This window comes from Bradyrhizobium sp. 186 (assembly GCF_023101685.1).
Lineage (GTDB): Bacteria > Pseudomonadota > Alphaproteobacteria > Rhizobiales > Xanthobacteraceae > Bradyrhizobium.
Genome location: NZ_CP082164.1, coordinates 7,795,191 through 7,818,275, shown reverse-complemented (window position 1 = coordinate 7,818,275; position 23,085 = coordinate 7,795,191). Strand labels below are relative to the sequence as shown.

At 62.2% G+C, this 23,085-nt stretch carries 22 protein-coding genes; 9 read left to right on the top strand and 13 right to left on the bottom strand.

The window, feature by feature from the left end; all coding sequences use genetic code 11:
• Positions 1-224: 224 nt before the first annotated feature.
• The 3 genes from IVB18_RS37705 to IVB18_RS37695 all read left to right on the top strand — a co-directional run bounded on the left by IVB18_RS37705 (position 225) and on the right by IVB18_RS37695 (position 1,737).
• Positions 225-758, top strand: coding sequence for a hypothetical protein (locus IVB18_RS37705; RefSeq protein WP_247985320.1), 534 nt, complete (start codon positions 225-227; stop codon positions 756-758).
• Between the two features lie 150 nt (positions 759-908).
• Positions 909-1,229 carry a hypothetical protein gene (locus IVB18_RS37700; protein WP_247985319.1) on the top strand — a complete coding sequence of 107 codons (321 nt, stop codon included), beginning with the start codon at positions 909-911 and terminating at the stop codon, positions 1,227-1,229.
• 124 nt (positions 1,230-1,353) lie between these two features.
• Complete coding sequence (locus IVB18_RS37695; protein WP_247985318.1) at positions 1,354-1,737, top strand: hypothetical protein; 384 nt, start codon at positions 1,354-1,356, stop codon at positions 1,735-1,737.
• A 267-nt stretch (positions 1,738-2,004) separates the two neighbouring features.
• On the opposite strand, the gene IVB18_RS37690 is transcribed toward IVB18_RS37695, so the two are convergent.
• From IVB18_RS37690 to IVB18_RS37655, 8 genes are all read right to left on the bottom strand, one after another.
• The gene (locus IVB18_RS37690) at positions 2,005-4,464 is read right to left on the bottom strand and encodes a hypothetical protein (protein WP_247985317.1); all 2,460 of its coding nucleotides are present in this window, start codon (positions 4,462-4,464) and stop codon (positions 2,005-2,007) included.
• Positions 4,465-5,001: 537 nt separating this feature from the next.
• Positions 5,002-6,420 (bottom strand): mannosyltransferase family protein, encoded by a 1,419-nt coding sequence (locus tag IVB18_RS37685; protein ID WP_247985316.1) that lies wholly within the window; start codon positions 6,418-6,420, stop codon positions 5,002-5,004.
• Between the two features lie 77 nt (positions 6,421-6,497).
• Entirely contained in the window at positions 6,498-6,701 is a 204-nt protein-coding gene (locus IVB18_RS37680; RefSeq protein ID WP_247985315.1) for a DUF2158 domain-containing protein, read from the bottom strand.
• Between the two features lie 368 nt (positions 6,702-7,069).
• Positions 7,070-7,828, bottom strand: coding sequence for an HAD family hydrolase (locus IVB18_RS37675; RefSeq protein WP_247985314.1), 759 nt, complete (start codon positions 7,826-7,828; stop codon positions 7,070-7,072).
• Positions 7,819-8,718, bottom strand: a complete 900-nt coding sequence (gene hemF, locus IVB18_RS37670) for an oxygen-dependent coproporphyrinogen oxidase (RefSeq protein ID WP_247985313.1) — start codon at positions 8,716-8,718, stop codon at positions 7,819-7,821. Before hemF ends, IVB18_RS37675 begins: the two co-directional genes overlap by 10 nt.
• Positions 8,719-8,722: 4 nt before the next feature.
• Positions 8,723-9,088 (bottom strand): 6-carboxytetrahydropterin synthase, encoded by a 366-nt coding sequence (locus IVB18_RS37665; RefSeq protein ID WP_247991820.1) that lies wholly within the window; start codon positions 9,086-9,088, stop codon positions 8,723-8,725.
• Positions 9,089-9,105: 17 nt separating this feature from the next.
• Complete coding sequence (gene queE, locus IVB18_RS37660) at positions 9,106-9,738, bottom strand: 7-carboxy-7-deazaguanine synthase (protein WP_247985312.1); 633 nt, start codon at positions 9,736-9,738, stop codon at positions 9,106-9,108.
• 18 nt (positions 9,739-9,756) lie between these two features.
• The gene (locus IVB18_RS37655; RefSeq protein WP_247985311.1) at positions 9,757-10,215 is read right to left on the bottom strand and encodes a tRNA (cytidine(34)-2'-O)-methyltransferase; all 459 of its coding nucleotides are present in this window, start codon (positions 10,213-10,215) and stop codon (positions 9,757-9,759) included.
• A 281-nt stretch (positions 10,216-10,496) separates the two neighbouring features.
• Here IVB18_RS37655 and petA point away from each other — a divergent pair, with 281 nt between their 5' ends.
• The 6 genes from petA (at position 10,497) to IVB18_RS37625 (ending at position 18,368) form a co-directional block, all read left to right on the top strand.
• Entirely contained in the window at positions 10,497-11,027 is a 531-nt protein-coding gene (gene petA / locus IVB18_RS37650; RefSeq protein ID WP_247985310.1) for a ubiquinol-cytochrome c reductase iron-sulfur subunit, read from the top strand.
• A gap of 62 nt (positions 11,028-11,089) precedes the next feature.
• The gene (fbcH, locus tag IVB18_RS37645) at positions 11,090-13,162 is read left to right on the top strand and encodes a cytochrome b/c1 (protein WP_247985309.1); all 2,073 of its coding nucleotides are present in this window, start codon (positions 11,090-11,092) and stop codon (positions 13,160-13,162) included.
• Positions 13,163-13,402: 240 nt separating this feature from the next.
• Positions 13,403-14,077: a dienelactone hydrolase family protein gene (locus tag IVB18_RS37640; RefSeq protein WP_247985308.1), complete on the top strand. Its 675-nt coding sequence runs from the start codon at positions 13,403-13,405 to the stop codon at positions 14,075-14,077.
• Positions 14,078-14,164: 87 nt separating this feature from the next.
• The gene (locus tag IVB18_RS37635) at positions 14,165-15,403 is read left to right on the top strand and encodes a DUF4375 domain-containing protein (protein WP_247985307.1); all 1,239 of its coding nucleotides are present in this window, start codon (positions 14,165-14,167) and stop codon (positions 15,401-15,403) included.
• A 250-nt stretch (positions 15,404-15,653) separates the two neighbouring features.
• A complete protein-coding gene (locus IVB18_RS37630) occupies positions 15,654-17,819 on the top strand; it encodes an anthranilate synthase component I (protein ID WP_247985306.1) in 2,166 nt (721 codons plus the stop codon).
• A gap of 9 nt (positions 17,820-17,828) precedes the next feature.
• Positions 17,829-18,368: an adenine phosphoribosyltransferase gene (locus tag IVB18_RS37625; protein WP_247985305.1), complete on the top strand. Its 540-nt coding sequence runs from the start codon at positions 17,829-17,831 to the stop codon at positions 18,366-18,368.
• A gap of 28 nt (positions 18,369-18,396) precedes the next feature.
• Here the strand turns inward: IVB18_RS37625 and IVB18_RS37620 are convergent, their stop codons facing one another.
• From IVB18_RS37620 to IVB18_RS37600, 5 genes are all read right to left on the bottom strand, one after another.
• Positions 18,397-19,065, bottom strand: coding sequence for a hypothetical protein (locus IVB18_RS37620; protein WP_247985304.1), 669 nt, complete (start codon positions 19,063-19,065; stop codon positions 18,397-18,399).
• Between the two features lie 60 nt (positions 19,066-19,125).
• Positions 19,126-19,878 (bottom strand): hypothetical protein, encoded by a 753-nt coding sequence (locus IVB18_RS37615; RefSeq protein ID WP_247985303.1) that lies wholly within the window; start codon positions 19,876-19,878, stop codon positions 19,126-19,128.
• 195 nt (positions 19,879-20,073) lie between these two features.
• On the bottom strand, positions 20,074-21,294 hold the full coding sequence (locus IVB18_RS37610; RefSeq protein WP_247985302.1) for a M48 family metallopeptidase: 1,221 nt from the start codon (positions 21,292-21,294) through the stop codon (positions 20,074-20,076).
• 32 nt (positions 21,295-21,326) lie between these two features.
• The gene (locus tag IVB18_RS37605; protein WP_247985301.1) at positions 21,327-21,887 is read right to left on the bottom strand and encodes a LemA family protein; all 561 of its coding nucleotides are present in this window, start codon (positions 21,885-21,887) and stop codon (positions 21,327-21,329) included.
• Positions 21,888-22,022: 135 nt separating this feature from the next.
• Entirely contained in the window at positions 22,023-23,000 is a 978-nt protein-coding gene (locus IVB18_RS37600; protein WP_247985300.1) for a small ribosomal subunit Rsm22 family protein, read from the bottom strand.
• Positions 23,001-23,085 lie beyond the last annotated feature (85 nt).

Here is a 23,085-nt window from a genome sequence, read left to right as displayed (position 1 = left end):
CCAATTGGCATTCGCGCCTCGACCGCGGATCGAACCTCGCACAGGGCGTGTACTTATAGACGTCGGCTGCCGTGCCCAAACCGAAAATCGCCCGGCTTAGCCGTCATCGGCGGCTTTAACCCGGAACGGACATCGCGCGCTATTGCGGTTTCACACGGCCATGTCGATAATGAGCAACCGAAATGTTATCCGGCAATGAGGCAGGACCACCATCTGCAAGTTGAATGTCTGAACCTCTGACCGAACGTACGGTGGTTATTGGAAACTGCGGCTCCGGCAAGAGCACGTTGGCCGAAGCCATTGCCAATCTCGCCGACTTCCCCGCGATCGATCTTGATCTGCTGCACTGGGAAGAGGACGGTTTTGGCTCAAAGCGAAATGAAGCCGTCGCGCGAAAGATGGTTCTCGATATTTCAGATCAGCCGCGCTGGATCATCGAAGGTGCATTCGGATGGCTTGCGGAAGTCGCCCTTCCCAAAGCAACCGCTCTCATTTGGTTAGATTTTCCCTGGAGCCTTTGCCGCGCTGGTCTACTGGCTCGCGGTCTGCGGCGAGGAGCAACAAATCATGACGCCGCCGAACTGATGAAATGGGCGGAGGCTTACTGGACTCGGCAGACACCGTCCTCGTTTGCTGGCCATTCTAAGCTGTTCAACGATTTCTCCGGTACCAAGTTGCGGCTGGAGAGCCGAGAACAAGTTGCCCAATTGCTCGAAAACTTGCGCGCCAACACGACCAATATTGACCCAAGTTTTTAGGCCTTAGGCTGCGAAGCAGACGATACCGTACTACGACCGCTAACCGAAGCGGTCCTAGCCTTCAGAAACTGAAACGGTTGCTCACGGGCTGATCGCCGCGGTAGTAATCTGAACAGGATTCTCGCGAGCCCCGAGGTTGGGGACTATCGAATGTCGACCTTGGAAGCCGCGTTGCGGGGAGGGGCGGTTGTCCTGCTCCTGCTACGCATCGTGCGCCTCGCCCAAAACGCGCGAAGCGATCAGCTCAGCCGCTACTCGGCACTGATGCTCATGGGCATCGCGGCCTACATCGTCGAGTCGGCTCCCGGCTTCGGCGCGCGAGGGCTGGGCTGGAGGATCCCAATCCACGTCGTCAACTCCGGCGCGGCGGCGGCAGCCGCCAGGAACGAACGCGCGACGATAGTTGGGCATGGTGGGTACGATAGCGCAGGCGCTGGCGATGTTGTAGTTTGTCATGGCGGATTACGCTGACGCTAATCCGCCCTACGCGCTACGCAAAAACTCCAGCATTTCGCCTTCTGACCCACTTCGGACCCAGACGCTTCCTATGCGGTCATGGAAATGTGGCGTAGTGCAACAAGGAACGGAGGCCAAGATGAAGTGCCTGCGCGTTTACTCGACAGCCGACGGCGAGTCCCACTTCGATGAGGTCGAAATCCCGACAACCTCTCGACAGGTTCAACCCAATGCCGCTGCATTCGAAGTGTCGGCGAAGTACGTGGCGTCAGGCATCCGTTTCACGCACATTCCGGCGGGTGCGCGACAGGTAGATTGGCATACGGTCCCGGAGCGCGTACTGACAGTGAGGCTTGATGGATCGGCAGAATACCAAACGAGTGATGGAGATGAGCGGCTCGTACCGGCCGGTAGCTTCGTCTTGTTTGAGGACGTTGATGGCAAGGGACACAAATCGCTACATTCGCCGGAAGAACAGACAGTTCTCTGGATTAGTCTGCCGCAGGGTCTCGAGAACACCTGACGCCGAGTGGCAAAATCAGCGGTCCGGTTTAGCTTACTTTATGATCGTTCATGGCCCGTTCGAGACATGACGGTCCGATCTGACGATGTCCGCTTATCCGGTCAGACCGGAAGTCCTCGCCTCGTGGGCAAACCGACGCGATTGACCCATAACCGTCCTGCGCCGCATGTCGCGCTTGCGATGCACCATCCGCACCTGCAGTGGGTGAGACTGCCATTCCCCCACTGCCGCCTTGCCTCGCCGAAGACGCGGTATTCGGACTTCCCTTTACTGATGTGGCCTCCGAATCGTGGGGCCGTCCTTTCCTGCGATATAAGCCTCGGGGCTAACGGGGCGCTTCTCGGCTGATATGTCGATCGACTGCACCCAGCGGCTTGCAATGATCACGATGGCGCAGACCGCATAAGAGCACACCCCCAGCGCATAGGTCTTGGCGATGCCGAACTGGATCGACAACGCCACACCCAGCACCGACGCGAACATCGACGTAATTCCGTTGGTGCTCCAGAAGAACGGCAGCAGTTGATGATGACGGTGCCAGACACCGAGGCCGAGCGGAAACATCATCCCCATGCAGAATGCAGGAGGAGCCAGCAGCAGGACAGACACCAGAATACGCATGTCGGTTGACAGCGACTGCGCCCAGGTGGTGACCAGCGGCGTCAGCAGCCCTGCCACCACGAGTGTGGTGAGGAGGGCGGCAATCCTGAAGGCGGTGACGCGTGATCGGGAGGAGGTATCCGCACCGACCGTGGCGCTGCCAATCCCGCTAAAGAGAAGAATTGTGAATAGCACGACGCTCAGCCCGTAAACGGGATGTCCGAGAAAGACCATCAGGCGCTGCATCTGCGATATCTCGATTAGCATGAAGCCCATCCCGATCGCACTGAAATAGGTCAGGGGCGGCGTCAGTGTCGCCATTGGCATCTGCGTTGCAAGACGGAGGAAGGGCAGCACGATGTAATATCCGCAAGCGCAGAGCGCTACGATGATGAGCAAGCCGGTGATGCCGATCGCGACATTGTTGCTCATGATGTCCCAACTATGGATGCTCACGAAGTCGCTGAAGCGCGACGTATAGAAGAAGAACGGATTGTCGTCCGTCGAAGCAGCGATGTTTTCCGGCAGCGAATCGAAGAAAGCCTGGTCTGCCTTGTCGGACAGCAATGTCGAGGTGACGGCATCGAAGGTGACGTCCGGCCCCAACAATATCTTGAAGCCCTGCGCCTGAAGTCTCTCGCGCGCGCCTTGCCATTCTGCGTCGCTGAACGCGTCAGGCCGGGTAATCACCGTCACGATGTTGCCGACGTTGACCGCGACGACGTGATGCCGCAGTTCCCCGGCCGAGACTCCCTTGCGCTGCAGCGCGCTCGCGGCAATCGCAATCAGCCGGTATAGCTCGCCACGGCGCTTCTCGGCACCGTACCAGCGTGATACCGACAACAGCCCGCCAGGCTTGAGCGCCCGGTAAAAATCATCCCACGCCTCCACGGTATAGAGACGATTTTCGGTGAGCGTCAGGCCACCGGCCACCGTCGCCGCCCAGGTGTCAATGAGCGAAATCTGCACCAGATCGTACCGCTCGGACGAGTGGTTGATGTAGCTTCGCGCTTCGGCATTGACCAAGGATACGCCGGGCTGGCGATCGAGATGGCCGGAGAAGTCGGCGAATTTCTCGGTGAGCACTTCGAAGATCACCGGGTTGATCTCAATTGCGCGGAGCCGGCTGGCGCCGAAGAGCAGACCGGAAAGGATGTCACGACCGCCTCCGACGCCAACGACAGCGACGTCGGCCGCCGGCTGCACGAGGTAGGCTGCATTGATGACATCGTCCTTCAGGTAGGCGAGCTTTCGGATGTCGCCATCATACCTGGTGATGACCGTGCCTGCATCGGCATCGATGTCGAGGTGGTGTTGGTCGACCCGGGCATCAGGAGTGCGGACCAAACCCCAGCCAATCGGGACCTTCTCGGCCAATTCGCGCACCCTTACCCGCGAATAGGTATTCCAGCGTTCAAACAGCGTGCCGGTCTGCTCAGCGCCCTTGGCCCAGAACACACCGAGATGGCTTCGACCGGTCAGGTCAAGGCCGGAGTGCACGGTGGCCGCGACGGCCAGCGTTAGCGCGACAGCCCCGCTCAAACGCACACTACGGACGTCATCGCTGGTTCGCACGACGATACAGCCGACGCCGGCAGCAGAGGCTCCAATCCATAGCGTGGCGCTTACGGGGTCAATCACCAACAGTATGAAGATCACCCCGAGACATCCAACTGCGGCGCCCAGGAGATCGGCTGCATAGAGCCACCCGCCGCGATAGGGCAAGCGTGTGAGCAACAGCGTGATGCAAACCCCGCCTTCCGTGAACGGAGACACGAAGGCGATGGTCGCCAGCGCCAGAGCGAGGGGCACATTTTCTGCAGATACGACGAGCGGCACGCACAGGAAGACGATCATTGCGCCAACGCTGCTGAGTGCGAACCATGACGCGTGGCGGGCGAATTCGATTCCGCCCCGCTCGGCGGCATAACGGGCGGGCTTGCCGTAGACTTTCATCGCTCCGCGGGTGAGCCCCAGCATGGCAAGTGAAATGGCCGCGAATGCGAAATGATAATGGAGCATAACGCTGAAGAAGCGCGTTATCAGGATCTGGTAGGAAAGCGTCGCGAACGCCAGCACAAAGATTGCCAGATAATAGCGACCGGGAATCTTGGATATCGATTGCAATACGCTGCCCTCTTGGTGGGGCCCTGATGGGCTCTATTGGGTGCGCTTTGACCAACTCGCGCTACACGCGATCGCCGGATAACTTCCTAATAACTCGTTGATACGCCCGCACAGACTAAGTTCATATTCAGGCTCCGATTGTAGCGGGCGGCTACGCGAGCCTGCGAGAGTGGGTTCTACCGTCAGACGTAACACCATCTGTCACATGAGCATTATACCGTCAGAGGAGCTTGAGCGCATCAAGCAAACCATGCGAGATTGGTGGATCGTGGCTATGTGATTGCCGCCTCGACTTCCTTATAAGCCTATCTGCGCGACTCTCGGTCAGCCACGCGGATATTTCGGCCGGCTTATGGCACGTTTGACGTGCCGACGTACCCTGCGAATGCCCGCTGATTAGGGTGGTCCGGAAGTGGCTGGCCGACCGTCAAAACGACGCGATTGACCGAAGCGAATTCGATCCGAAAAATCTGTGGTGGACACGCAGCGTGAAACTGGGTCGTTGCTCAAGCATGCCATCGCGAGTATTTGTAGCGATCAACCAATCCAAATTCTACGTGCAAACAAGGCGGTGTTCATGAACAAGGACGCGCCGAAGAGTCCTATCACTCCTGCCAAAAGCCACTTCGCTCGCAATCCTAAACCAGCCAACGTCACAAACAGGGGAAATGAAACGAGATTAAATCGACTCATTGAGACGAAGCCTGCTGGCCCACCGCTGAGTGTTAGATATGGCAGCAACAGGACTGCCATTGCGAACAGTGTCCAGCTTGCGCGCAGTCGAGACCAGCCCAAAACAATCAAGGCTATGAACCATAATGTAAACCAGCTAGCTTGTCCCCATGGATTCCAATCATTGAGCATCATTCGTGTGAACGGCTCAAGCTTTAGTGCCGGAATTAATCTTGTCGCTAGCGTCGTTCCTTGATGGAATGCCGCCTGCCCATCCGCAAAAGCAAACGGAGTTCCGAAAGCGCTCCAGAGGTAGATCATGAATAGCCAGATGCCCGACGTCGCAAGAAGGACGCATGGCACGAGGGCAAGAAGGAACTTCGTCTGATCGCGATTGGCCCACATCTCCCAAAGAAGGACAGGCAATAGGACAACGCCCGTCGATCGGGTAGAGACTGCCAAGCCTGCAAGCAGTGCTGCCGACAAGTAGTATTTTCGTTTCAAAGCAAGAAAAACCGAGACGATTATCAGCAGTGCCAAGGGTTCGGTATACCCGGCCGATAGCAAGACCGAAGAGGGAAAAAAACTGAGCAGCGCGGTTGTGGCGAGAGCCAGTTGATCACCAAATTCCTCGCGAACCAGCTTGAAAAGGACGACAATCGCGAGCAATCCCGCGACGTTCGATACCAACAGCAATGCATCCGCAGGCGTGAGACCGCTAATCGTCGCCAGGCCCCATGCAAGCATCGGATACAGCGGGTAAAATACGATGTTCTGTTGAACAGTCGGATCGCCATTATACTGATAGCCATCTGTGACGATCTTGAAATACCATTCCGAATCCCATTGCAGCAATTGGTGGTACCAGATCGGTCCCGCAGACCAGACGTCGGGCCCGGAGGGCAGATATTTTTGAGAGAATACCAGTCCGAGTGCGACCACCCCCCGCGAACAAAAAAATATCAAGATGGCCAAACAATAGGGAAGCCAAGAAGGATAATTCCAGATCGGATAGCGTATCTCCATGTCCATACTGTCGCTCGGTAAGAGCCCAAGATCAATCGCCTCAGGTGTGCCGCTTTGACATTTGGCGGGCATGACGCGGCAGACTTCCGAACGTCCAGCGTTGAGATGGATCTCGGCCAGCCTGAAGATCTGCATCGACTCTTGGAGGACGCGGGCTGTGGCAACTGTGATGTCTGCTTCTAGGGGAAAAGCGAACCTGTTAGGCCGTCTGAATGCCGCCTTGTGGCCTTCAGTGACTCGCTGAGGCGAACTGGCCATGTCCGGTCTCAAAGACATAGCGGACACGGCCTACTTTTGCCGGCTGATCGGATTATGAGTACACGCCCTAGACGCGCTTACTCGTCATCTTCCTCGTCTTCGTCTTCATCGTCCTCTTCCTCTTCCACCTGCTCGAGCACGGCGAGCGGCAGCGTCTCGCGGAACAGATCGCCTTCCATGCCCATCCAGAGGCAGAGCACGTCGTCGCCTTTCACCGCCGCGACGGTCAGCGGGTGGCCGCCGGATTTCAGCATTACGATATCGCCGGCTTTCAATTCCATGGATGGTCCTTTCGGGTTGATCAACTAGAGGGGAGGCTAGCAAGCCGTCATGACACGCCGATCACGGAGTGCGGGGCCCGTGAATTCGCTCCGGCTTGCGTATCGGCCTGCACAGACTGCTGGAAAGCCGATGGCAGAGGTTCGAGTCGGAGATCGCTCGACGGTGCGATGAGTAACGCAGGAACTCTTCCATCCCACGCGCCGCGATGATGGTATCATGCCCCTGTTTTGCCCGACGCGTCAAAAGGATTTCGCTAAATCCGTAAGTCGTTGATTTTGCAGCAGCCGGCTACTGTGCATGGGGTTGTTTTCGATATTTTTGGTCTGACGCTCACGAAGCTTCGGGCTGAATCCGATCTCTGCTTCGGTTACGGCTCGCCCGGCAAGAGTTCGCCGAGCGAGCGGATGATGCGGTCGGGCTTGACGGTCGAGCCTTCAGGCAGACCGTCGCCATGCACGTCAATCCAGATCCCGTAGATGCCGAGGCGCTGCGGCGTCACGACTTCCCACTCCAGATTGTCGCCGATCATCCAGGTATCTTTTGCGGTGACGCCGAGCGCGTCCATCGCGTGCAGATAGGCGCGCTCCTCGGGCTTGCCGAAACCGTGCTCGCCCTCGATCTGGATGTGGTGAAAACGGTGCGCCAGCTCGAAGCGCTCGACCTTGGCGCGCTGGGTGTCGGCGGCGCCGTTGGTCACCAGCGCGAGCTTGATGCCGAGCGCCTTGAGCCCGTCGATGGCATCATGCGCGCCGGGGAAGACGAACATCTCCTCCTCGCGATAGGTGGTGAAACGGTCGGCTATGCGAATTGCCAGATCGTCGGGCAGGGCGCGGTGGCCGGCTGCTGCGAGCGCGGCAAAACCGCCCTTGACGGTCAGATGCCGGGCCTCGGCGAGCTTGAGCCGCCACGCGGCTTCCGCATTCGCCCAGAAATTTCGCGCGAAGGACAGTACGGTGGTCGCGACCAGTTGCGGCGGCAGCGGCGCAAGCTCCGCGGCGAACTCCGCTGTAATCGTATTCCAGGCGATCTCGGGCCGGCCATAGGCCGAGAGAATGGTGTCGTCCATGTCGATCAGCATGGCGCGCGGCAGTGGCCTCGATGCGGGCTTCATCGTAGTCATGGCCATTTCACCTCGGGCGGCAGCGACGACAGGATGGAATCCACGTTGCCGCCGGTCTTGAGCCCGAAAATGGTGCCGCGGTCGTAGAGCAGGTTGAATTCGACATAGCGGCCGCGCCGGACCAGCTGCTCCTCGCGATCGTCAGCCGTCCACGCGGTCGCGAAATTGCGCCGCACGATGTCAGGGTAGATTTTCAGGAAGGCGCGGCCGACATCCCGGGTGAAGGCGAGGTCGGCGTCCCAATCGCCGCTGTCGTGCCAGTCGTAGAAGATGCCGCCGATGCCGCGCGCCTCTTTGCGGTGCGGCAGATGGAAATACTCGTCGCACCATTTCTTGTACTTGTCGTAGTCGGCGACACCGTTCGGCTGCGTGCAGGCTTGCTTCATCGCGGCGTGGAAGGCGATGCTGTCCGCATCTTCCTGCGTGCGCCGGCGATCGAGCACCGGCGTGAGATCGGCGCCGCCGCCGAACCACGCCTTGGTGGTGACGACGAAGCGCGTGTTCATATGCACGGCGGGCACGTGCGGATTGCGCATGTGCGCGATCAGCGAGATGCCGGATGCCCAGAACTGTGGATCCTCCGCCGCGCCCGGGATCTGCGCGCGAAACTCAGGAGCGAATTCGCCGTGCACGGTCGAGCAATGCACGCCGACCTTCTCGAACAGGCGGCCGTACATCATCGACATCACCCCGCCACCGCCGGGCGCGCCGGTGTGGTCGGTGCGCCGCCAGGGCGTGCGCACGAAGCGCCCGGCTTCGCCGGGGTAGAGGCTTTGCGGCGCGTCGTCTTCCAGCCGCTCGAAGCTCGCGCAGATGTCGTCACGCAAGGCTTCGAACCAGGCGCGGGCGCGGGCCTTGCGATCTTCAATCAAGCTCGGGTCCATCGTCGATGTCATTCCGTCAGCCCTGCGGACCGTAATAGGTGCAGCTCTCGTTGCAACTGTCGCGGTGGATGCTGACGCGGGTGAGCTTGCCGACATGGGCCAGCCGCTCCCAGACGAAGCGCGACAGGTTTTCCAGCGTCGGCACGCCGAGCCCCTCGACCTTGTTGAGGAACTTGTGGTCCAGCATCACGCGCACGTCCTCGATCGCGCGCTGGAGGAGGCCGAGATCGACCACCATGCCGGTGTTGGGATCCGGCGTGCCGCGCACCGTCACCTCGGCGCGGAAGGAGTGGCCGTGAATCTCTTCGCTGGCCGCGCCGAACGTCGTTCCCGACAGTGAATGCGCCGCCTCGAAGCGGAACGATTTCGTCAATTCCCACATCTGTTCGAAAACCAATCCTATCTGATGCCGAGCGATTTGTGCGTCTGCACGCTGAGCCGCCATTGCGGATGGCGCAGGCAGTAATCGATGGCGCGCACGGTATTCTCGGCAACCTCGGGCCCGTCCATCGGCTGAAGCGAGAAGCGCTCGAAGGCGAGGCCCTCGAAGGCCTCCGGCGCGGCGAGCGCCTGCGGATAGACCAGCTTCAGCTCATGGCCACGGCGCAGCACCAGATCGCTTCCGCCCTTGGGGCTGACGCAGATCCAGTCGAGCCCCTCGGGTGCAGCGATCGTCCCGTTGGTCTCGACGCCGATCTCGAAGCCGCAGGCATGGAGCGCATCGATCAGCGGCGCGTTCACCTGCAACAGCGGCTCGCCGCCGGTCAGCACCACGTAACGGTTGGCGGCGGATCCCGCCCATTGTCCGGCAATGGTATCGGCGAGTTCCGCGGCCGAGGCATAGCGCCCGCCGAGCGTGCCGTCCATGCCGACGAAATCCGTGTCGCAGAATTTGCAAGTCGCATCGGCGCGATCGGCCTCGCGCCCGCTCCAGAGATTGCAGCCGGCAAAACGGCAGAACACGGCGGCGCGCCCGGCATGGGCGCCTTCGCCTTGCAAGGTCAGGAAGATCTCCTTGACCGCGTAACTCAAACTTCTCTCCTCAACTTGTCAAACCTGCTGGTTCCGGACCTGCCGCAGTGCTTCGCCTGCGGCCATCGCCACGCTCATCGCCACATTGAGCGAGCGCAGCCCCGGCGTGATCGGGATCACCAGCCGCGCATCCGCGGCCTCGACCACTGCGTCGGCGACGCCGGCGCTCTCGCGCCCGAATAGCAGGATGTCCGACGTCTGGTAACGGAAATCGAGATAGTCGGTGCCACCCTTGGTGGTGAACAGCACCAGGCGGTAGCTCTGTGCCGCGCGCCATTCCTCGAATTTCGACCAGGAATCGTGGCGGGTCACGCTGACGTGGTCGAGATAGTCCATTCCCGCCCGGCGGAACAGGCGGTCCGAGAAGGGGAAGCCGGCAGGCTCGATGATATGAGCCGTCAGTCCGAGACAGGCACAGAGCCTGAGAATCGTGCCGGTGTTCTGGGCGATGTCGGGCTGGAAAAGCGCTATGTGCATGGGGTGACGACCGGGGTTGGTGCGGGCCGAAATGTCTCATTAAAACATCGTTGGCGCGGGAATTCGTGCATTGCACGCTCCCGCGCCGATAGCGGGCTTGCGCTCGTCCGGCAAGGGTGCCAATAGAACGATTCTGGACTGCTGTTTTCGCCCTGTTTTGGTGGGGACTAGCGAGGTTCTGCCGCCGCGGGGGGCCGCGGGCGCCGGCAGACTGTTCTGGGGACGTTTGGGCGCCCCCTGGAGCGGTTCCGCCGGCTGAATAAGAAGAAAGGGTTGGAATCGTGACGACAGCGTCTTCGGCGGACCATCCGACACGCCGTGATTTCTTATTCGTTGCAACCGGGGCAGCCGCAACGGTAGGGGGCGCGGCAGCGCTCTGGCCCTTCATTTCCCAGATGAATCCGGACGCCTCGACCATCGCCGCCGGTGCACCGATCGAGGTTGATCTCACCCCGGTCGCCGAGGGCCAGGACATCAAGGTGTTCTGGCGCGGCAAGCCGATCTACATCAGCCACCGTACCAAGAAGCAGATCGACGAGGCGCGCGCTGTCAATGTGGCGAGCCTACCCGATCCGCAGTCAGACGAGGCCCGGGTCAAGTCCGGCCATGAGCAGTGGTTGGTCGTGATCGGCATCTGCACGCATCTCGGCTGCATTCCGATCGCTCATGAGGGCAATTACGACGGGTTCTTCTGCCCCTGCCATGGTTCGCAGTACGATTCGTCCGGCCGTATCCGCCAGGGGCCCGCGCCCGCGAACCTGCCGGTGCCGCCGTACCAGTTCGTTTCCGACACCAAAATCCAGATCGGCTGAGCTTCGGATCCTAGTCCCAAGCCTCGCGCCATCTCGTCGTCTTATTTCCTCAGGATCGCATCATGAGCGGACCATCCGACTACCAGCCGAGCAATCCGGCCCTGCAATGGATCGAGCGCCGTCTGCCGATCATGGGTCTCATCCACTCTTCCTTCGTCGTCTACCCCACCCCGCGCAACCTGAACTACTGGTGGACCTTCGGCGCCATCCTCTCCTTCATGCTCGGGATCCAGATCCTGACCGGTGTGATCCTGGCGATGCATTACACGCCGCATGCCGATCTCGCCTTCAAGTCGGTCGAGCTGATCGTGCGCGACGTCAACTACGGCTGGCTGTTGCGCAACATGCATGCCGTCGGCGCCTCGATGTTCTTCGTTGCCGTCTACGTCCACATGTTCCGCGGCCTCTATTACGGGTCGTACAAGGAGCCGCGCGAGGTGCTGTGGATCCTCGGCGTCATCATCTACCTCCTGATGATGGCGACCGGCTTCATGGGCTACGTGCTGCCGTGGGGCCAGATGAGCTTCTGGGGCGCCACCGTCATCACCAATCTGTTCTCCGCCATTCCCTATGTCGGCGAGAGCATCGTGACGCTGCTGTGGGGCGGCTACTCGGTCGGCAACCCGACGCTGAACCGCTTCTTCTCGCTGCACTATCTGCTGCCGTTCCTGATCGCGGGCGTCGTCGTGCTTCACGTCTGGGCGCTGCATGTCGCCGGCCAGAACAATCCTGACGGCGTCGAGCCGAAGACGGAAAAGGACACGGTTCCGTTCACGCCGCACGCCACCATCAAGGATGGGTTCGGCGTCGCCTGCTTCCTGCTCCTCTACGCCTGGTTCATCTTCTACATGCCGAACTATCTCGGCGACGCCGACAACTACATCCCGGCGAACCCCGGCGTGACGCCGCCGCACATCGTGCCGGAGTGGTACTACCTGCCGTTCTACGCGATCCTGCGCTCGATCCCGAACAAGCTCGCAGGCGTCATCGGGATGTTCTCGGCGATCATCATCCTGTGCTTCCTGCCCTGGCTCGACAACGCCAAGACCAGGTCGTCGAAGTACCGTCCGCTGGCCAAGCAGTTCTTCTGGATTTTCGTCGCGGTCTGCATCCTGCTCGGCTATCTCGGCGCACAGCCGCCGGAGGGCATCTACGTGATCGCCGGCCGGATCCTGACGTTCTGCTACTTCGCGTACTTCCTGATCGTGCTGCCGCTGCTCTCGCGCATCGAGACGCCGCGGCCGGTGCCGAACTCGATCGCCGACGCGGTGCTTGCCAAGACCGGCAGCAAGTCGACGCCGATGGTGTCGACCGCGATCGTGCTTGCGCTGGGCGGTGCCCTGTTCGCCAGCTCGATCGACAGCGCCCGCGCCTCTGAAGGCAACGACAAGCCGCCGGGCAACAAGTGGTCCTTCGCGGGCCCGGTCGGTAAGTACGACCGCGGTGCGCTCCAGCGCGGCCTGAAGGTCTACAAGGAGGTCTGCGCCAACTGCCACGGCCTGTCCTACATCGCCTTCCGCAACCTCGCGGAGGCCGGCGGTCCCGGCTATTCGGTGGCGCAGGCGGCGGCGTTCGCCTCCGACTACAAGATCAAGGACGGTCCGAACGATACGGGCGACATGTTCGAGCGTCCCGGCCGGCCGGCGGACTATTTCCCCTCGCCATTCCCGAACGAGCAGGCAGCCCGTGCGGCGAACGGCGGCGCGGCGCCGCCCGACCTGTCGCTGATCACCAAGGCGCGCTCCTACGGCCGCGGCTTCCCCTGGTTCATCGTCGACTTCTTCACCCAGTACCAGGAGCAGGGCCCGGACTATGTCGCGGCGGTGCTTCAGGGTTTTGAGGACAAGGCACCGGAAGGCGTGACCATCCCGGAGGGCTCCTACTACAACAAGTACTTCCCCGGCCACGCCATCAAGATGCCGAAGCCGCTCAGCGACGGCCAGGTGACCTATGACGACGGCTCGCCGGCCACCGTCGCGCAGTATTCCAAGGACGTCACCACGTTCCTGATGTGGACCGCCGAGCCGCACATGGAAGCGCGCAAGCGCCTCGGCCTCCAGGTTTTCATTTTTCTGATCATCTTCGCGGGCCTGATGTACTTCACCAAGAGGAAAGTCTGGGCCGACGCGCACTGAGCGGCCGACGCGAGACGAGAATGAAAAGGCCCCCGCGAGGGGGCTTTTTTGTTGAATGGTCATTCCGGGGCGGTGCGCAGCATCGAGCCCGGAATCCATTTGTCCACCGACTCTGTCGCCCGATGGATTCCGGGCTCGCGCTACCGCGCGCCCCGGAATGACGAGAGTGTGGATTGCGCCGCGCGCCCGCACCCGCCAAAATGCCCGCAACCACTCCCCAGAAACCCGTCGGAGGATACCATGGGAACCGTCATTACCTTCAAGCGACCGGACGGCAAGGATGCCTCGGGGTATCTCGCCAATGCCGCACGCGGCAACGCGCCGGGCCTTGTCGTGATCCAGGAATGGTGGGGGCTGTCGGACCAGATCAAGGGCCTGTGCGATCGCTTCGCGCTGGCCGGCTTCGATGCGCTCGCGCCCGACCTCTACAAGGGCAAGGTGGTGCCCTATCACGACACCGACGCCGCCGGTAAGGAAATGAACTCGCTCGATTTCATGGACGCCACCACGCAGACGGTCCGCGGCGCCACGCAATATCTCTCACGGAACGGTGCCAAGGTCGGCCTGACCGGCTTCTGCCTCGGCGGTGCCGTCACCATCATCGGCGCCACAAAAATCCCGGAGCTCGCGGCCGGCGTCGTGTTCTACGGCATCCCGCCGGAGCAGGCGGCCAAGCCCGCCGACGTCAAGATTCCGCTCCAGGCTCACTTCGCCAACAAGGACGATTGGTGCACGCCGCAAGTGGTCGATGCCTTCGAAAAGGGCATGAAGGCCGCCGGCAAGTCGCTGGAGCTGTTCCGCTATGACGCCGAGCACGCCTTCGTCAACGAGCAGCGCCAGGCCGTGCACGACCGCGAAGCCGCCGAGCTCGCCTGGGGCCGCGCCACGGAGTTTTTCCGGAAGCATCTGGGGTAGACGTGCAGCTAGCAGCGCGCGGGACAGCTAACGCTTTCCGCTACGTCACGATTGCAATTGCCTTTTGCAATCATAAGGCGTAGTTGCGTGCCGTTTCGCCATGCCGAACCCGGGGGAGCGATGATCGAAGGTGGCCGGTTAGCAACTGTTGTTGTCGCTCGCGACGCGCTGGAGGCTGCTCAGAAGCCTGAGAAAGCCCACTATCTCACCGAAGCCGTGGTGGACTACGTCAACGAAATTCAACGCGTCGGCGTCTACACTGGACGTGAACTACCCGCGGTCGCCATGCAGGCCTATCACGCCGACTACTATCTCGCTCAGGTCAACAACAGCGGTCACAGTCAGTTCATCGGTAACACGGGCATCGAGATGCTTCCGACGACAGCCGGCGACGCGCTAGCTGGACTGAAGGCCATGGGAGCCAGCGCGCAACAGCAGATATTGCAAGAGATGATGGCCTGGGTGGAGGCTCACCCTGGCGAGGCTGCACTGCAGAACGGTCACTCCCAGCGCGCCGCGACTCTCCGTGGGCTTGACCGCCGCTTCTATGAGGCAGAGCAACAGCAACCGATGACGCCACTCGCGGCCCAATGGATCGCGAACTGGCCTGAATTGCGCGCCGTAGCGCAGGAGCAATACGCCTCCGAAATCCAGCGGCTTGCACAACTTCACCCACATTTGTCGCAGCGCCGTATCTGGCGAAGCGTTCGCCAGATCAGCTTCCAGATGACCGACCGCTTGCAAATCACGGTCGCCGCGGCATGCGGGGCCGTGGTGCCCGAGCCGGAACTCAAGCTGCTGGTGCTTCCAGGATTCGATATGAACGTGGAGGGGAAGCAATGCATGGCCTTTGGCGTTAAGACCGACGCGGGCTCGCGGGTATGCGTCTTTGAAGAAGCAGGTGGACGACTTTATGAATACGGCCTGCCCAGCCCGATCCCGAAGCCTGGGGAAGTGAAGCAGGAAAGTTCGAGCAACCGCCACCTGCCAGTTGTGGGGGCGCGGCTTTCGACTGTGAGCGCCGACACGATTTTGAACTTCTCGAGAATTGCCGAGCAAAATCTGGCGGCCGAAGCTATCGACCTGTTGCTGCGAAAGTCGGATATGGATCCAGCGGCGACGATCACGGCGCTGAGAGTGAGCGATGACCGGGCGACCTGGTTGGCGGTGAGCGGGCGGACCTGCGTTATGGCTACGACTCTCGGCGACCGCGCCGATCTTGTCGGGTCTGACGGCAAAGCTGAGCTCACGGTAACGAGAGCCGAAACCGAGCGTCATGCTGCCGAGGCGGCTGCCGGCCGCGAAAGCATGCGGCTCCAGGCATGATCAGCGATGTGATCCACACCATTTCGACGATCGAGGAGGCCACGCCCGCTCTTGACGCGGCCGCCGCGCCATGATGTGTATCCGCCCATGAGCACCGCCGTCCGCCCAGCCCGTTTTTGGTGGCGCACCTCCTAAAGAGGTGGCCGGTGCGATTTTCCTTTCCCAAATCGTCTGAGGTCGCCACGCAGTGCGGCGGCCTGATCGTTTGTCCTGTGTGGCGTTCCCTCGGCAAGTTTCGTAAGAGGACCACATGAACAGGACCGTCTTTGCCCTCCCGGCCAGAAGCGACTATGTGACCCGCGCCGGTCTCGCGATCACGCGCGTGGCGGAGCAGTTTTCCGGCGGCGCCAACCGCCTCGACGATCTCATCAGCCTGCTGGACCGTCGCCGCGGTGTGGTGCTGTCCTCGGGCACGACCGTGCCCGGCCGTTACGAGAGTTTTGACCTCGGCTTCTCCGATCCGCCGCTCAAGCTCGAGACAACAGGCGTCAATTTCAAGCTGGAAGCTTTGAACCAGCGCGGGCAGGTGCTGATCGCCTTCCTCGCTGACGTCCTGCGCGAACCCTGCGTCGTGATCTCCGAGAAGACCACCTCGCGCCTTGCCGGCCACATCATCCGCGGCGATGCCCCGGTCGACGAGGACCAGCGCACGCGTCGCGCCAGCGTGATGTCGCTGGTGCGCGATCTCGTCGCCGCCTTCTCGGCCAATGACGACGGGCTGCTCGGCCTGTTCGGCGCCTTCGCCTACGATCTCGTCTTCCAGATCGAGGACCTCGTCCAGAAGCGCGCGCGCGAGAGCGACCAGCGCGACATCGTGCTCTATGTCCCCGATCGCTTGCTCGCCTATGACCGCGCCACCGGCCGCGGCGTGGTGCTGAGTTACGATTTCGCCTGGAAAGGCAAATCCACCGAGGGCCTGCCGCGCGAGACGGCCGACAGCCCGTATCTGAAGACGCCGCGCCAAGGTTTTGCCGATCACGCGCCCGGCGAATATCAAGCCACAGTCGAGACCGCGCGCGCGGCCTTCGCACGCGGCGATCTCTTTGAAGCCGTGCCGGGACAGCTCTTCGCCGAGCCCTGTGACCGCTCGCCGGCCGAAGTGTTCCAGCGCCTCTGCGTCATCAACCCGTCGCCTTATGGCGCCCTGATGAATCTTGGCGACGGCGAATTCCTGGTGTCGGCCTCGCCGGAAATGTTCGTGCGTTCCGACGGGCGCCGTGTCGAGACCTGCCCGATTTCCGGCACCATCGCGCGCGGCACCGATGCGATCGGCGACGCCGAGCAGATCCGCCAGCTCCTCAACTCGGAGAAGGACGAGTTCGAGCTCAACATGTGCACCGACGTCGACCGCAACGACAAGGCGCGCGTCTGCGTCCCCGGCACGATCAAGGTGCTGGCGCGGCGGCAGATCGAGACCTATTCAAAGCTGTTCCACACCGTCGATCACGTCGAAGGCATGCTGCGCCCCGGCTTCGATGCGCTCGACGCCTTTCTCACCCACGCCTGGGCGGTCACGGTGACCGGCGCGCCAAAACTCTGGGCGATGCAGTTCGTCGAGGACCACGAGCGCTCGCCGCGGCGCTGGTATGCCGGCGCGATTGGCGTGGTGAATTTCGACGGCAGCATCAACACCGGCCTCACCATCCGCACCATCCGCATGAAGGATGGTCTCGCCGAAGTGCGTGTCGGCGCCACCTGTCTGTTCGATTCAGACCCCGCCGCGGAGGACCGCGAATGCCAGGTCAAGGCTGCGGCCCTGTTCCAGGCGCTGCGCGGCGATCCGCCAAAGCCGCTGTCGGCCTTTGCGCCCGACGCCACGGGGTCGGGCAAACGGGTGCTGCTGATCGATCACGACGACAGTTTTGTGCACATGCTCGCCGACTATTTCCGCCAGGTCGGCGCGAGCGTCACCGTGGTCCGCTATGTGCACGCGCTCAATATGCTCGAGCAGAAGCGGTGGGACCTGCTCGTGCTGTCGCCCGGCCCCGGGCGCCCTGAGGATTTCGGGATCAAGAAGACCATCGACGCGGCGCTGGAGAACAAGCTGCCGGTGTTCGGCGTCTGCCTCGGCGTGCAGGCAATCGGCGAATATTTCGGCGGTGAGCTCGGGCAGCTCACGCATCCCGCCCATGGCCGGCCCTCGCGGGTGCAGGTGCGTGGCGGGCGGTTGATGCGCAATCTGCCGAACGAGATCGTGATCGGCCGCTATCATTCGCTCTATGTCGAGCGTGACAGCATGCCGGAGGTGCTTGATGTCACCGCCAGCACCGAGGACGGCGTCGCCATGGCGCTCGAGCACAGGACCCTGCCGGTCGCCGGCGTGCAGTTCCACCCGGAATCGCTGATGTCGCTCAGCGGCGAGGTGGGTTTACGAATTGTCGAGAACGCATTCCGGCTGGATGCGAGCGTCGATTGAGAGGCACCAATGATCTTTGACCACGATCTGAAGGCGAGCGTTCGCACCATCCCGGACTATCCAAAGCCGGGGATCATGTTCCGCGACATCACGACCTTGCTCGCCGATGCGCGCGCCTTCCGCCGTGCGGTCGACGAGCTCGTCAATCCCTGGGCCGGCAACAAGATCGACAAGGTCGCCGGCATGGAGGCGCGCGGCTTCATCATCGGCGGCGCGGTGGCGCACCAGGTCTCGGCCGGCTTCGTGCCGATCCGGAAAAAAGGCAAGCTGCCGCACACGACCGTGCGCATCGCCTATTCGCTGGAATACGGCATCGACGAGATGGAGATGCATGTCGATGCGATCCAGCCGGGCGAGCGCGTGATCCTGGTCGACGATCTCATCGCCACCGGTGGCACTGCGGAGGGCGCGGTGAAGCTGCTGCGGCAGATCGGCGCCAATGTCGTGGCGGCCTGCTTCATCATCGACCTGCCCGAGCTCGGCGGCGCCGCCAAGCTGCGCGCAATGGACGTGCCGGTGCGCACGCTGATGACATTCGAGGGGCATTGAGTAAAATATTGCCCGGGTAAATTTATGCCTAGGACCGTTGCAGGATCAGGCTGAGCTCAAGCTCGCGGAAGGCGAGGTAGTTGCGCCGGGTCCACTGGTGCAGCTCGGTCGAGGTGTCCTTCTCCTGGCGCAGATAGCCGGTGAAGGAGAAGTTCAGCCGGTCGATATAGGTCTTCAGGAAGCCGGGCAGCGCCGGCAGGCGCAACAGCCGGCCGCCGGCCATCGCAGGCGGCAGCTCGCCGCGGATGATGAACTCATTGTCGACTGTGATCAGGTTCATCCGCGGGATCTGCCCGCGCAGCGTTTCATGGGCGCGGGCCGAGACGCGGTCGGTATCGGCGACGAACAGGATCATCGGCGCGACATGGCGGCGCGCCGCCTCCTTCAAGAGGCCGATCTCGTCGGCCATCTTGAAGAACTCGTTGAAGGCGTGGAAGCCGAGGTCGATGACCTTGGCCATGCCGTCGTCGACGATGACCCGGTCCATCAGTTGCATCTTGCCGAACGTATCGATCACGTCTGCCGTCTCGGTGATCTTCGGCAGATAGTCGAGCAGCGACGGTTCCTTCAGGTTGACGTCAAAGGCCGCGACGTCGCCGTTCTTGAGCAGCAAAAATTCGCTCAAAAGCCGCGCCAGCAGCGTCTTGCCGACCTGCGGGCGGGGCGAACAGATGATGTAGAGGGGCGTCGCGGGCATCGACAGCTATATCAGGCGAACTCACCGCCTAATCCAGCCGCATCCGCCCGACTTGCGCAACTATTTTTCGCTGTTGCGGGCGGCGGGCTTGGAGCCGACGATGTCGGTCAGCCGGATCCGGTCAAACTCGCTCCAGACGTTCGCTAGCCAGTGCCGGACATAGCCGCGCAGCACGAAGGAGTAATTGGCGGCATCGTCGTTAATGCCCTTGTTGGCGACGAATTTCAGGAACGGAACGGACGAGACCTCGACCTGCTCATAGGCCATTTCGTTGAGCTTGGGGATGGTCAGCTCGGTCGCATCCTTGATGCGATGGAAGTAGGAATTATAGGTCGCCTGGTCCCACTGGAAGAACTGGGTGTCGTTGATGAAGTTCTTCACCAGGAAGTACTTGGCGCCGGTCATGAAGCCCGCGGTCTCGGCGATCTCGTCCAGAGATGCGATCGAGGGTCCGAGGATGTGGAACACGGCAAAGGTGATCTGGCCGGCCTTGGCGGCGTCGAGGAAACCGATGTCGCGCAAGGAGGCGAGCGCCGGGGACAGCAGGCCGGCGCGGACGTCGATCACGGTTACCGACGGGCTCGTCGCATTGAGCGTATCGAAGATCTTCATCTGATCGGAGGTCGTCGTCATGTCGACGATCTCGGTGATGTCAGGGTGGAAGCGCTTCAGCGTTCCGCGCGGCGACTCCGTGTCGAAGGCGCGCGTCGGTACGTTGTTGGCGGAAAAATAATCGAGCAAGGTACGTGACACCGTGGTCTTGCCGACCCCGCCCTTATCCGCGCCCACCACAACCACTGCCGGCTTTGCCATTGCTGTCCCCTAACGCGCGCCCCCGATCGCGAGGTCGCAATCGGCCGGGCCCCAAATCGATGTCCCGAGTCTGCTGTTGGGCGCGAACATGGCAGAAACAAGGGAGAATTCAATTCCTCGGCGTATCGTTGCGGCAATTCCCGGGGTTTTTCCCGATCGCCGTGAAATCAGCCGAAGTCGCGGTGGATCACGCGCTCAATGGCGGTCCCAGGGACCTCGGGGATTGCTCATCGGATTGCCGGCTGCGGTTCCGGAGGGCCTTGGCGCCGGTACGGGCGGCGGACTTGCCTCGCCTGCGTCGTTCCACGGCCCCCGGGGTAGTGGCGGCGGAGCATGCTGCTGGTCGGCCTGTGCGTCGGGCTCTTCGGTCTCATCAGCGGGCGGCGGCAGCGGGCCGGGATCATGGCCGCCGGCGAACTTGACCAGCGCATCGACCCGGGATTGCACCGACGGGTGGGTCGCGAACAAATCCGCAAAGCCCTCGCGCGGATTGTCGACGCAGAGCTCCATCACCGCCGAGGTCGCGCCCGGCAGCTCGCCGCGGTTCTCGATCTTGCGCAGCGCCGAGATCATGGCGTCGGGATTTTTGGTGAGCTCGACCGAGCCGGCGTCGGCGAGATATTCGCGCGAGCGCGACAGCGCGAGCTTCACCACCTGCGACAACAGCCAGGCTACCACGATCAGCACAACCGCGATGATGATGACCACGATAGCGCCGCCGCCGGAGCTCTTGCTGTCGCTCGATGACGAGGACGATCGCGACGACGAGGAAGAGCCCGACGACCACGAGCCGCCGGAGCCGGAACTCCAGTTCAAGCTCGTGAACAGGCGGAAGAACAATTCGCCGAAGAAGCCGACCACGCCGGCGATGATGACGGCGACCACCATGAGCTGCACGTCGCCGTTCTTGATGTGGGTCAGCTCGTGGCCCAGCACCGCCTCGATCTCCCGGTCGTTCAGCGCTTTCAGAAGACCCGTGGTGACGGTGATCGCATATTGCCGCGGGTTGAGGCCGGTCGCGAATGCGTTCAGCGCCGGGCTCTCCATGATCTTCAGCTTCGGCATGGTGATGCCGCGCGAGATGCAGATATTCTCGAGGAGATTGTAGAGCCGCGGCTCCTCCTGCCGCGTCACGTCATGGCCACCGGTCACCGCGTCGATCATCGACTGGTGGAAGAAATAGGCAATCACGATCCAGGCCGCGGCGGCGATCGTCGCAAATGGCGAGGCTTTGAGCAGGTCGGCGAAAGCACGCGACAGGTAGAAGCCGATGGACTGATCGCTGTCGATGACGACTTCGGCGATCAGTGCACCGGCATAGACCAGCACATAGAGCAGCAGGAAAAGACCGGCGAGCAGCAGCACCGAACGAAACTTGTTCGAGGCGATGTGCGTGTAGAGACCATACGCGGCCATGACGCGCTGCCCTGCCGGCCTATCGGCTTAAATCAGAATTTCACCTGCGGCGTCGCCTCGACCTCGGTGCGGCTTGTGCCGAGATCGAAGAACTCCTTCCTGGTGAAGCCGAACATGCCGGCGAACAGCGCGGCCGGCATCTGCTGGATGCCGGTGTTGTACTCCTGGACCGCGTTGTTGAAGAAGCGGCGGCTGGCCGCGATCTTGTTCTCGAGGTCGGAGAGCTCGCTGGCGAGCTGCTGGAAATTGGCGTTGGCCTTGAGGTCCGGATAGGCCTCCGACAGCGCAATCAGCCGGCCCAGGGCGCCGGAGAGCTGGTTCTCGGCGGCGGACACCTGCGCCGGCCCCTGCGCCGACATCGCCGAATTGCGCGCCTTGACGACGTCGTCGAGCGTTCCGCGCTCATGCGACGCATAGCCCTTCACCGTCTCGACCAGGTTCGGGATCAGATCGTGACGTTGCTTGAGCTGCACGTCGATGTCGGCAAAGGCCTGGCCGACGCGCTGGCTCAGTGCCACCAGCCGGTTGTAGGCGCTGAAGGCGAACAGCACGAGGACGACGATAACGCCGAGAACGATCCAGCCGGTCGACATGGAGAACTCCTGAAGGGGAAAGAAGGCGGGGAGCGTAAACCAAAACTGCGCCGGGGGAGAGCCCGGCACGGAAGGAAGGTAAGACTTGGTCGAATGGGGAACCATCCGAGTTCAAGGCAAAAGCGCCGAAGGAGGTTAACTTTCGGACATGACGGCATCGCCCCAGCGCCAACGCCGGGCGCTTGCATAAGCGGCCTTGTCGCGGCGCGGCACCTTCGCCAGCGCGACACCTTCCTCGGTGCAGAGCTTTGCCGCGATCTCGGCCTTGCCGACATCCGGCGGCGCCAGCACGCGCGAGGCGCGCGCTGCGGGCGGCTTGCGGGTCAGGGCGACGTAGATGAAACGCTCGTCCTCGAACGGCACCTCGGCGCCCTTGATCTGCCGGTGCGCTTGCGAGCGCGGCAGGCGCTGGGAGAAATGGCACCAGTCCGGCGCAATCAGCGGACAGGACTTTTCGTGCGGGCAGGGGGCGGCGACATAGGCGCCGGCCGCGATCAGTTGCTGGCGCAGCGCGAGAATGCGTGCGTAGCCGGCGGGTGTCCCGGGCTCGATCACGACCAGCGCGTGGCGCGCTTTGGCCCACATTGCGTCTGTCAGCGCGCGCTGATTGCTCTCGCCAAGCTCGCCGATGATGTAGCTTGCAACGACGAGATCGGCTTGCGGGACCTCGGCGAGGTTCGCGCCGGCGTCTCCCGGCAGAAAGCGGCAATCCGCCAGCCGCGTGCTGTCTTGCGCGAGTTCGAGCGCCAGCCGGCTCAGGGTCGCGTTGGCATCGAGCAGGGTGAAGGATTGCAGCGACGGAAAGGCTTCCGCGGCGGCCCAGCTCGCGGTGCCCGGACCTGCGCCGACATCGAGCAATGTGTCCGGAGCAAAGTCCGGGGTGATCTCGGTCATCGCATTCAGGCTCGCAGCCACGGCCGCGTAGGTCGCCGGCATCCGCGCGAGTGCATAGGCCAGCGCATCGGCGTCCGACTTGATCGTGCCCGAGCCGCCGCCGGCGCGATAGGTATTCGAGATTTTCTGCGACCGCTGCGCGGCGTCGATGCGCGAAAAGCCCTGGAGCTTGGCGTCGAGCGCGGCTTTGAGTTCGGCGGGGAGGGTGGGAGAGATCATCGATAACCTCACGTCATTCCGGGGCGCGCGAAGCGCGAACCCGGAATCCAGAGATTGGAGCGCGAGATTCCGGATTCGATGCTAC

Excerpts from the sequence above, each read along its gene's own strand:
- IVB18_RS37630 (WP_247985306.1), top strand. The coding sequence starts at position 15,654 with ATGAACAGGACCGTCTTTGCCCTCCCGGCCAGAAGCGACTATGTGACC.
- IVB18_RS37700 (WP_247985319.1), top strand. The coding sequence starts at position 909 with ATGTCGACCTTGGAAGCCGCGTTGCGGGGAGGGGCGGTTGTCCTGCTC.
- IVB18_RS37610 (WP_247985302.1), bottom strand. The coding sequence starts at position 21,294 with ATGGCCGCGTATGGTCTCTACACGCACATCGCCTCGAACAAGTTTCGT.
- IVB18_RS37655 (WP_247985311.1), bottom strand. The coding sequence starts at position 10,215 with ATGCACATAGCGCTTTTCCAGCCCGACATCGCCCAGAACACCGGCACG.
- IVB18_RS37620 (WP_247985304.1), bottom strand. The coding sequence starts at position 19,065 with ATGCCCGCGACGCCCCTCTACATCATCTGTTCGCCCCGCCCGCAGGTC.
- fbcH (WP_247985309.1), top strand. The coding sequence starts at position 11,090 with ATGAGCGGACCATCCGACTACCAGCCGAGCAATCCGGCCCTGCAATGG.
- IVB18_RS37600 (WP_247985300.1), bottom strand. The coding sequence starts at position 23,000 with ATGATCTCTCCCACCCTCCCCGCCGAACTCAAAGCCGCGCTCGACGCC.
- IVB18_RS37615 (WP_247985303.1), bottom strand. The coding sequence starts at position 19,878 with ATGGCAAAGCCGGCAGTGGTTGTGGTGGGCGCGGATAAGGGCGGGGTC.
- IVB18_RS37605 (WP_247985301.1), bottom strand. The coding sequence starts at position 21,887 with ATGTCGACCGGCTGGATCGTTCTCGGCGTTATCGTCGTCCTCGTGCTG.
- IVB18_RS37695 (WP_247985318.1), top strand. The coding sequence starts at position 1,354 with ATGAAGTGCCTGCGCGTTTACTCGACAGCCGACGGCGAGTCCCACTTC.
- IVB18_RS37625 (WP_247985305.1), top strand. The coding sequence starts at position 17,829 with ATGATCTTTGACCACGATCTGAAGGCGAGCGTTCGCACCATCCCGGAC.
- IVB18_RS37665 (WP_247991820.1), bottom strand. The coding sequence starts at position 9,088 with ATGTGGGAATTGACGAAATCGTTCCGCTTCGAGGCGGCGCATTCACTG.
- hemF (WP_247985313.1), bottom strand. The coding sequence starts at position 8,718 with ATGACATCGACGATGGACCCGAGCTTGATTGAAGATCGCAAGGCCCGC.
- IVB18_RS37640 (WP_247985308.1), top strand. The coding sequence starts at position 13,403 with ATGGGAACCGTCATTACCTTCAAGCGACCGGACGGCAAGGATGCCTCG.
- IVB18_RS37705 (WP_247985320.1), top strand. The coding sequence starts at position 225 with ATGTCTGAACCTCTGACCGAACGTACGGTGGTTATTGGAAACTGCGGC.
- IVB18_RS37675 (WP_247985314.1), bottom strand. The coding sequence starts at position 7,828 with ATGGCCATGACTACGATGAAGCCCGCATCGAGGCCACTGCCGCGCGCC.
- IVB18_RS37680 (WP_247985315.1), bottom strand. The coding sequence starts at position 6,701 with ATGGAATTGAAAGCCGGCGATATCGTAATGCTGAAATCCGGCGGCCAC.
- IVB18_RS37685 (WP_247985316.1), bottom strand. The coding sequence starts at position 6,420 with ATGGCCAGTTCGCCTCAGCGAGTCACTGAAGGCCACAAGGCGGCATTC.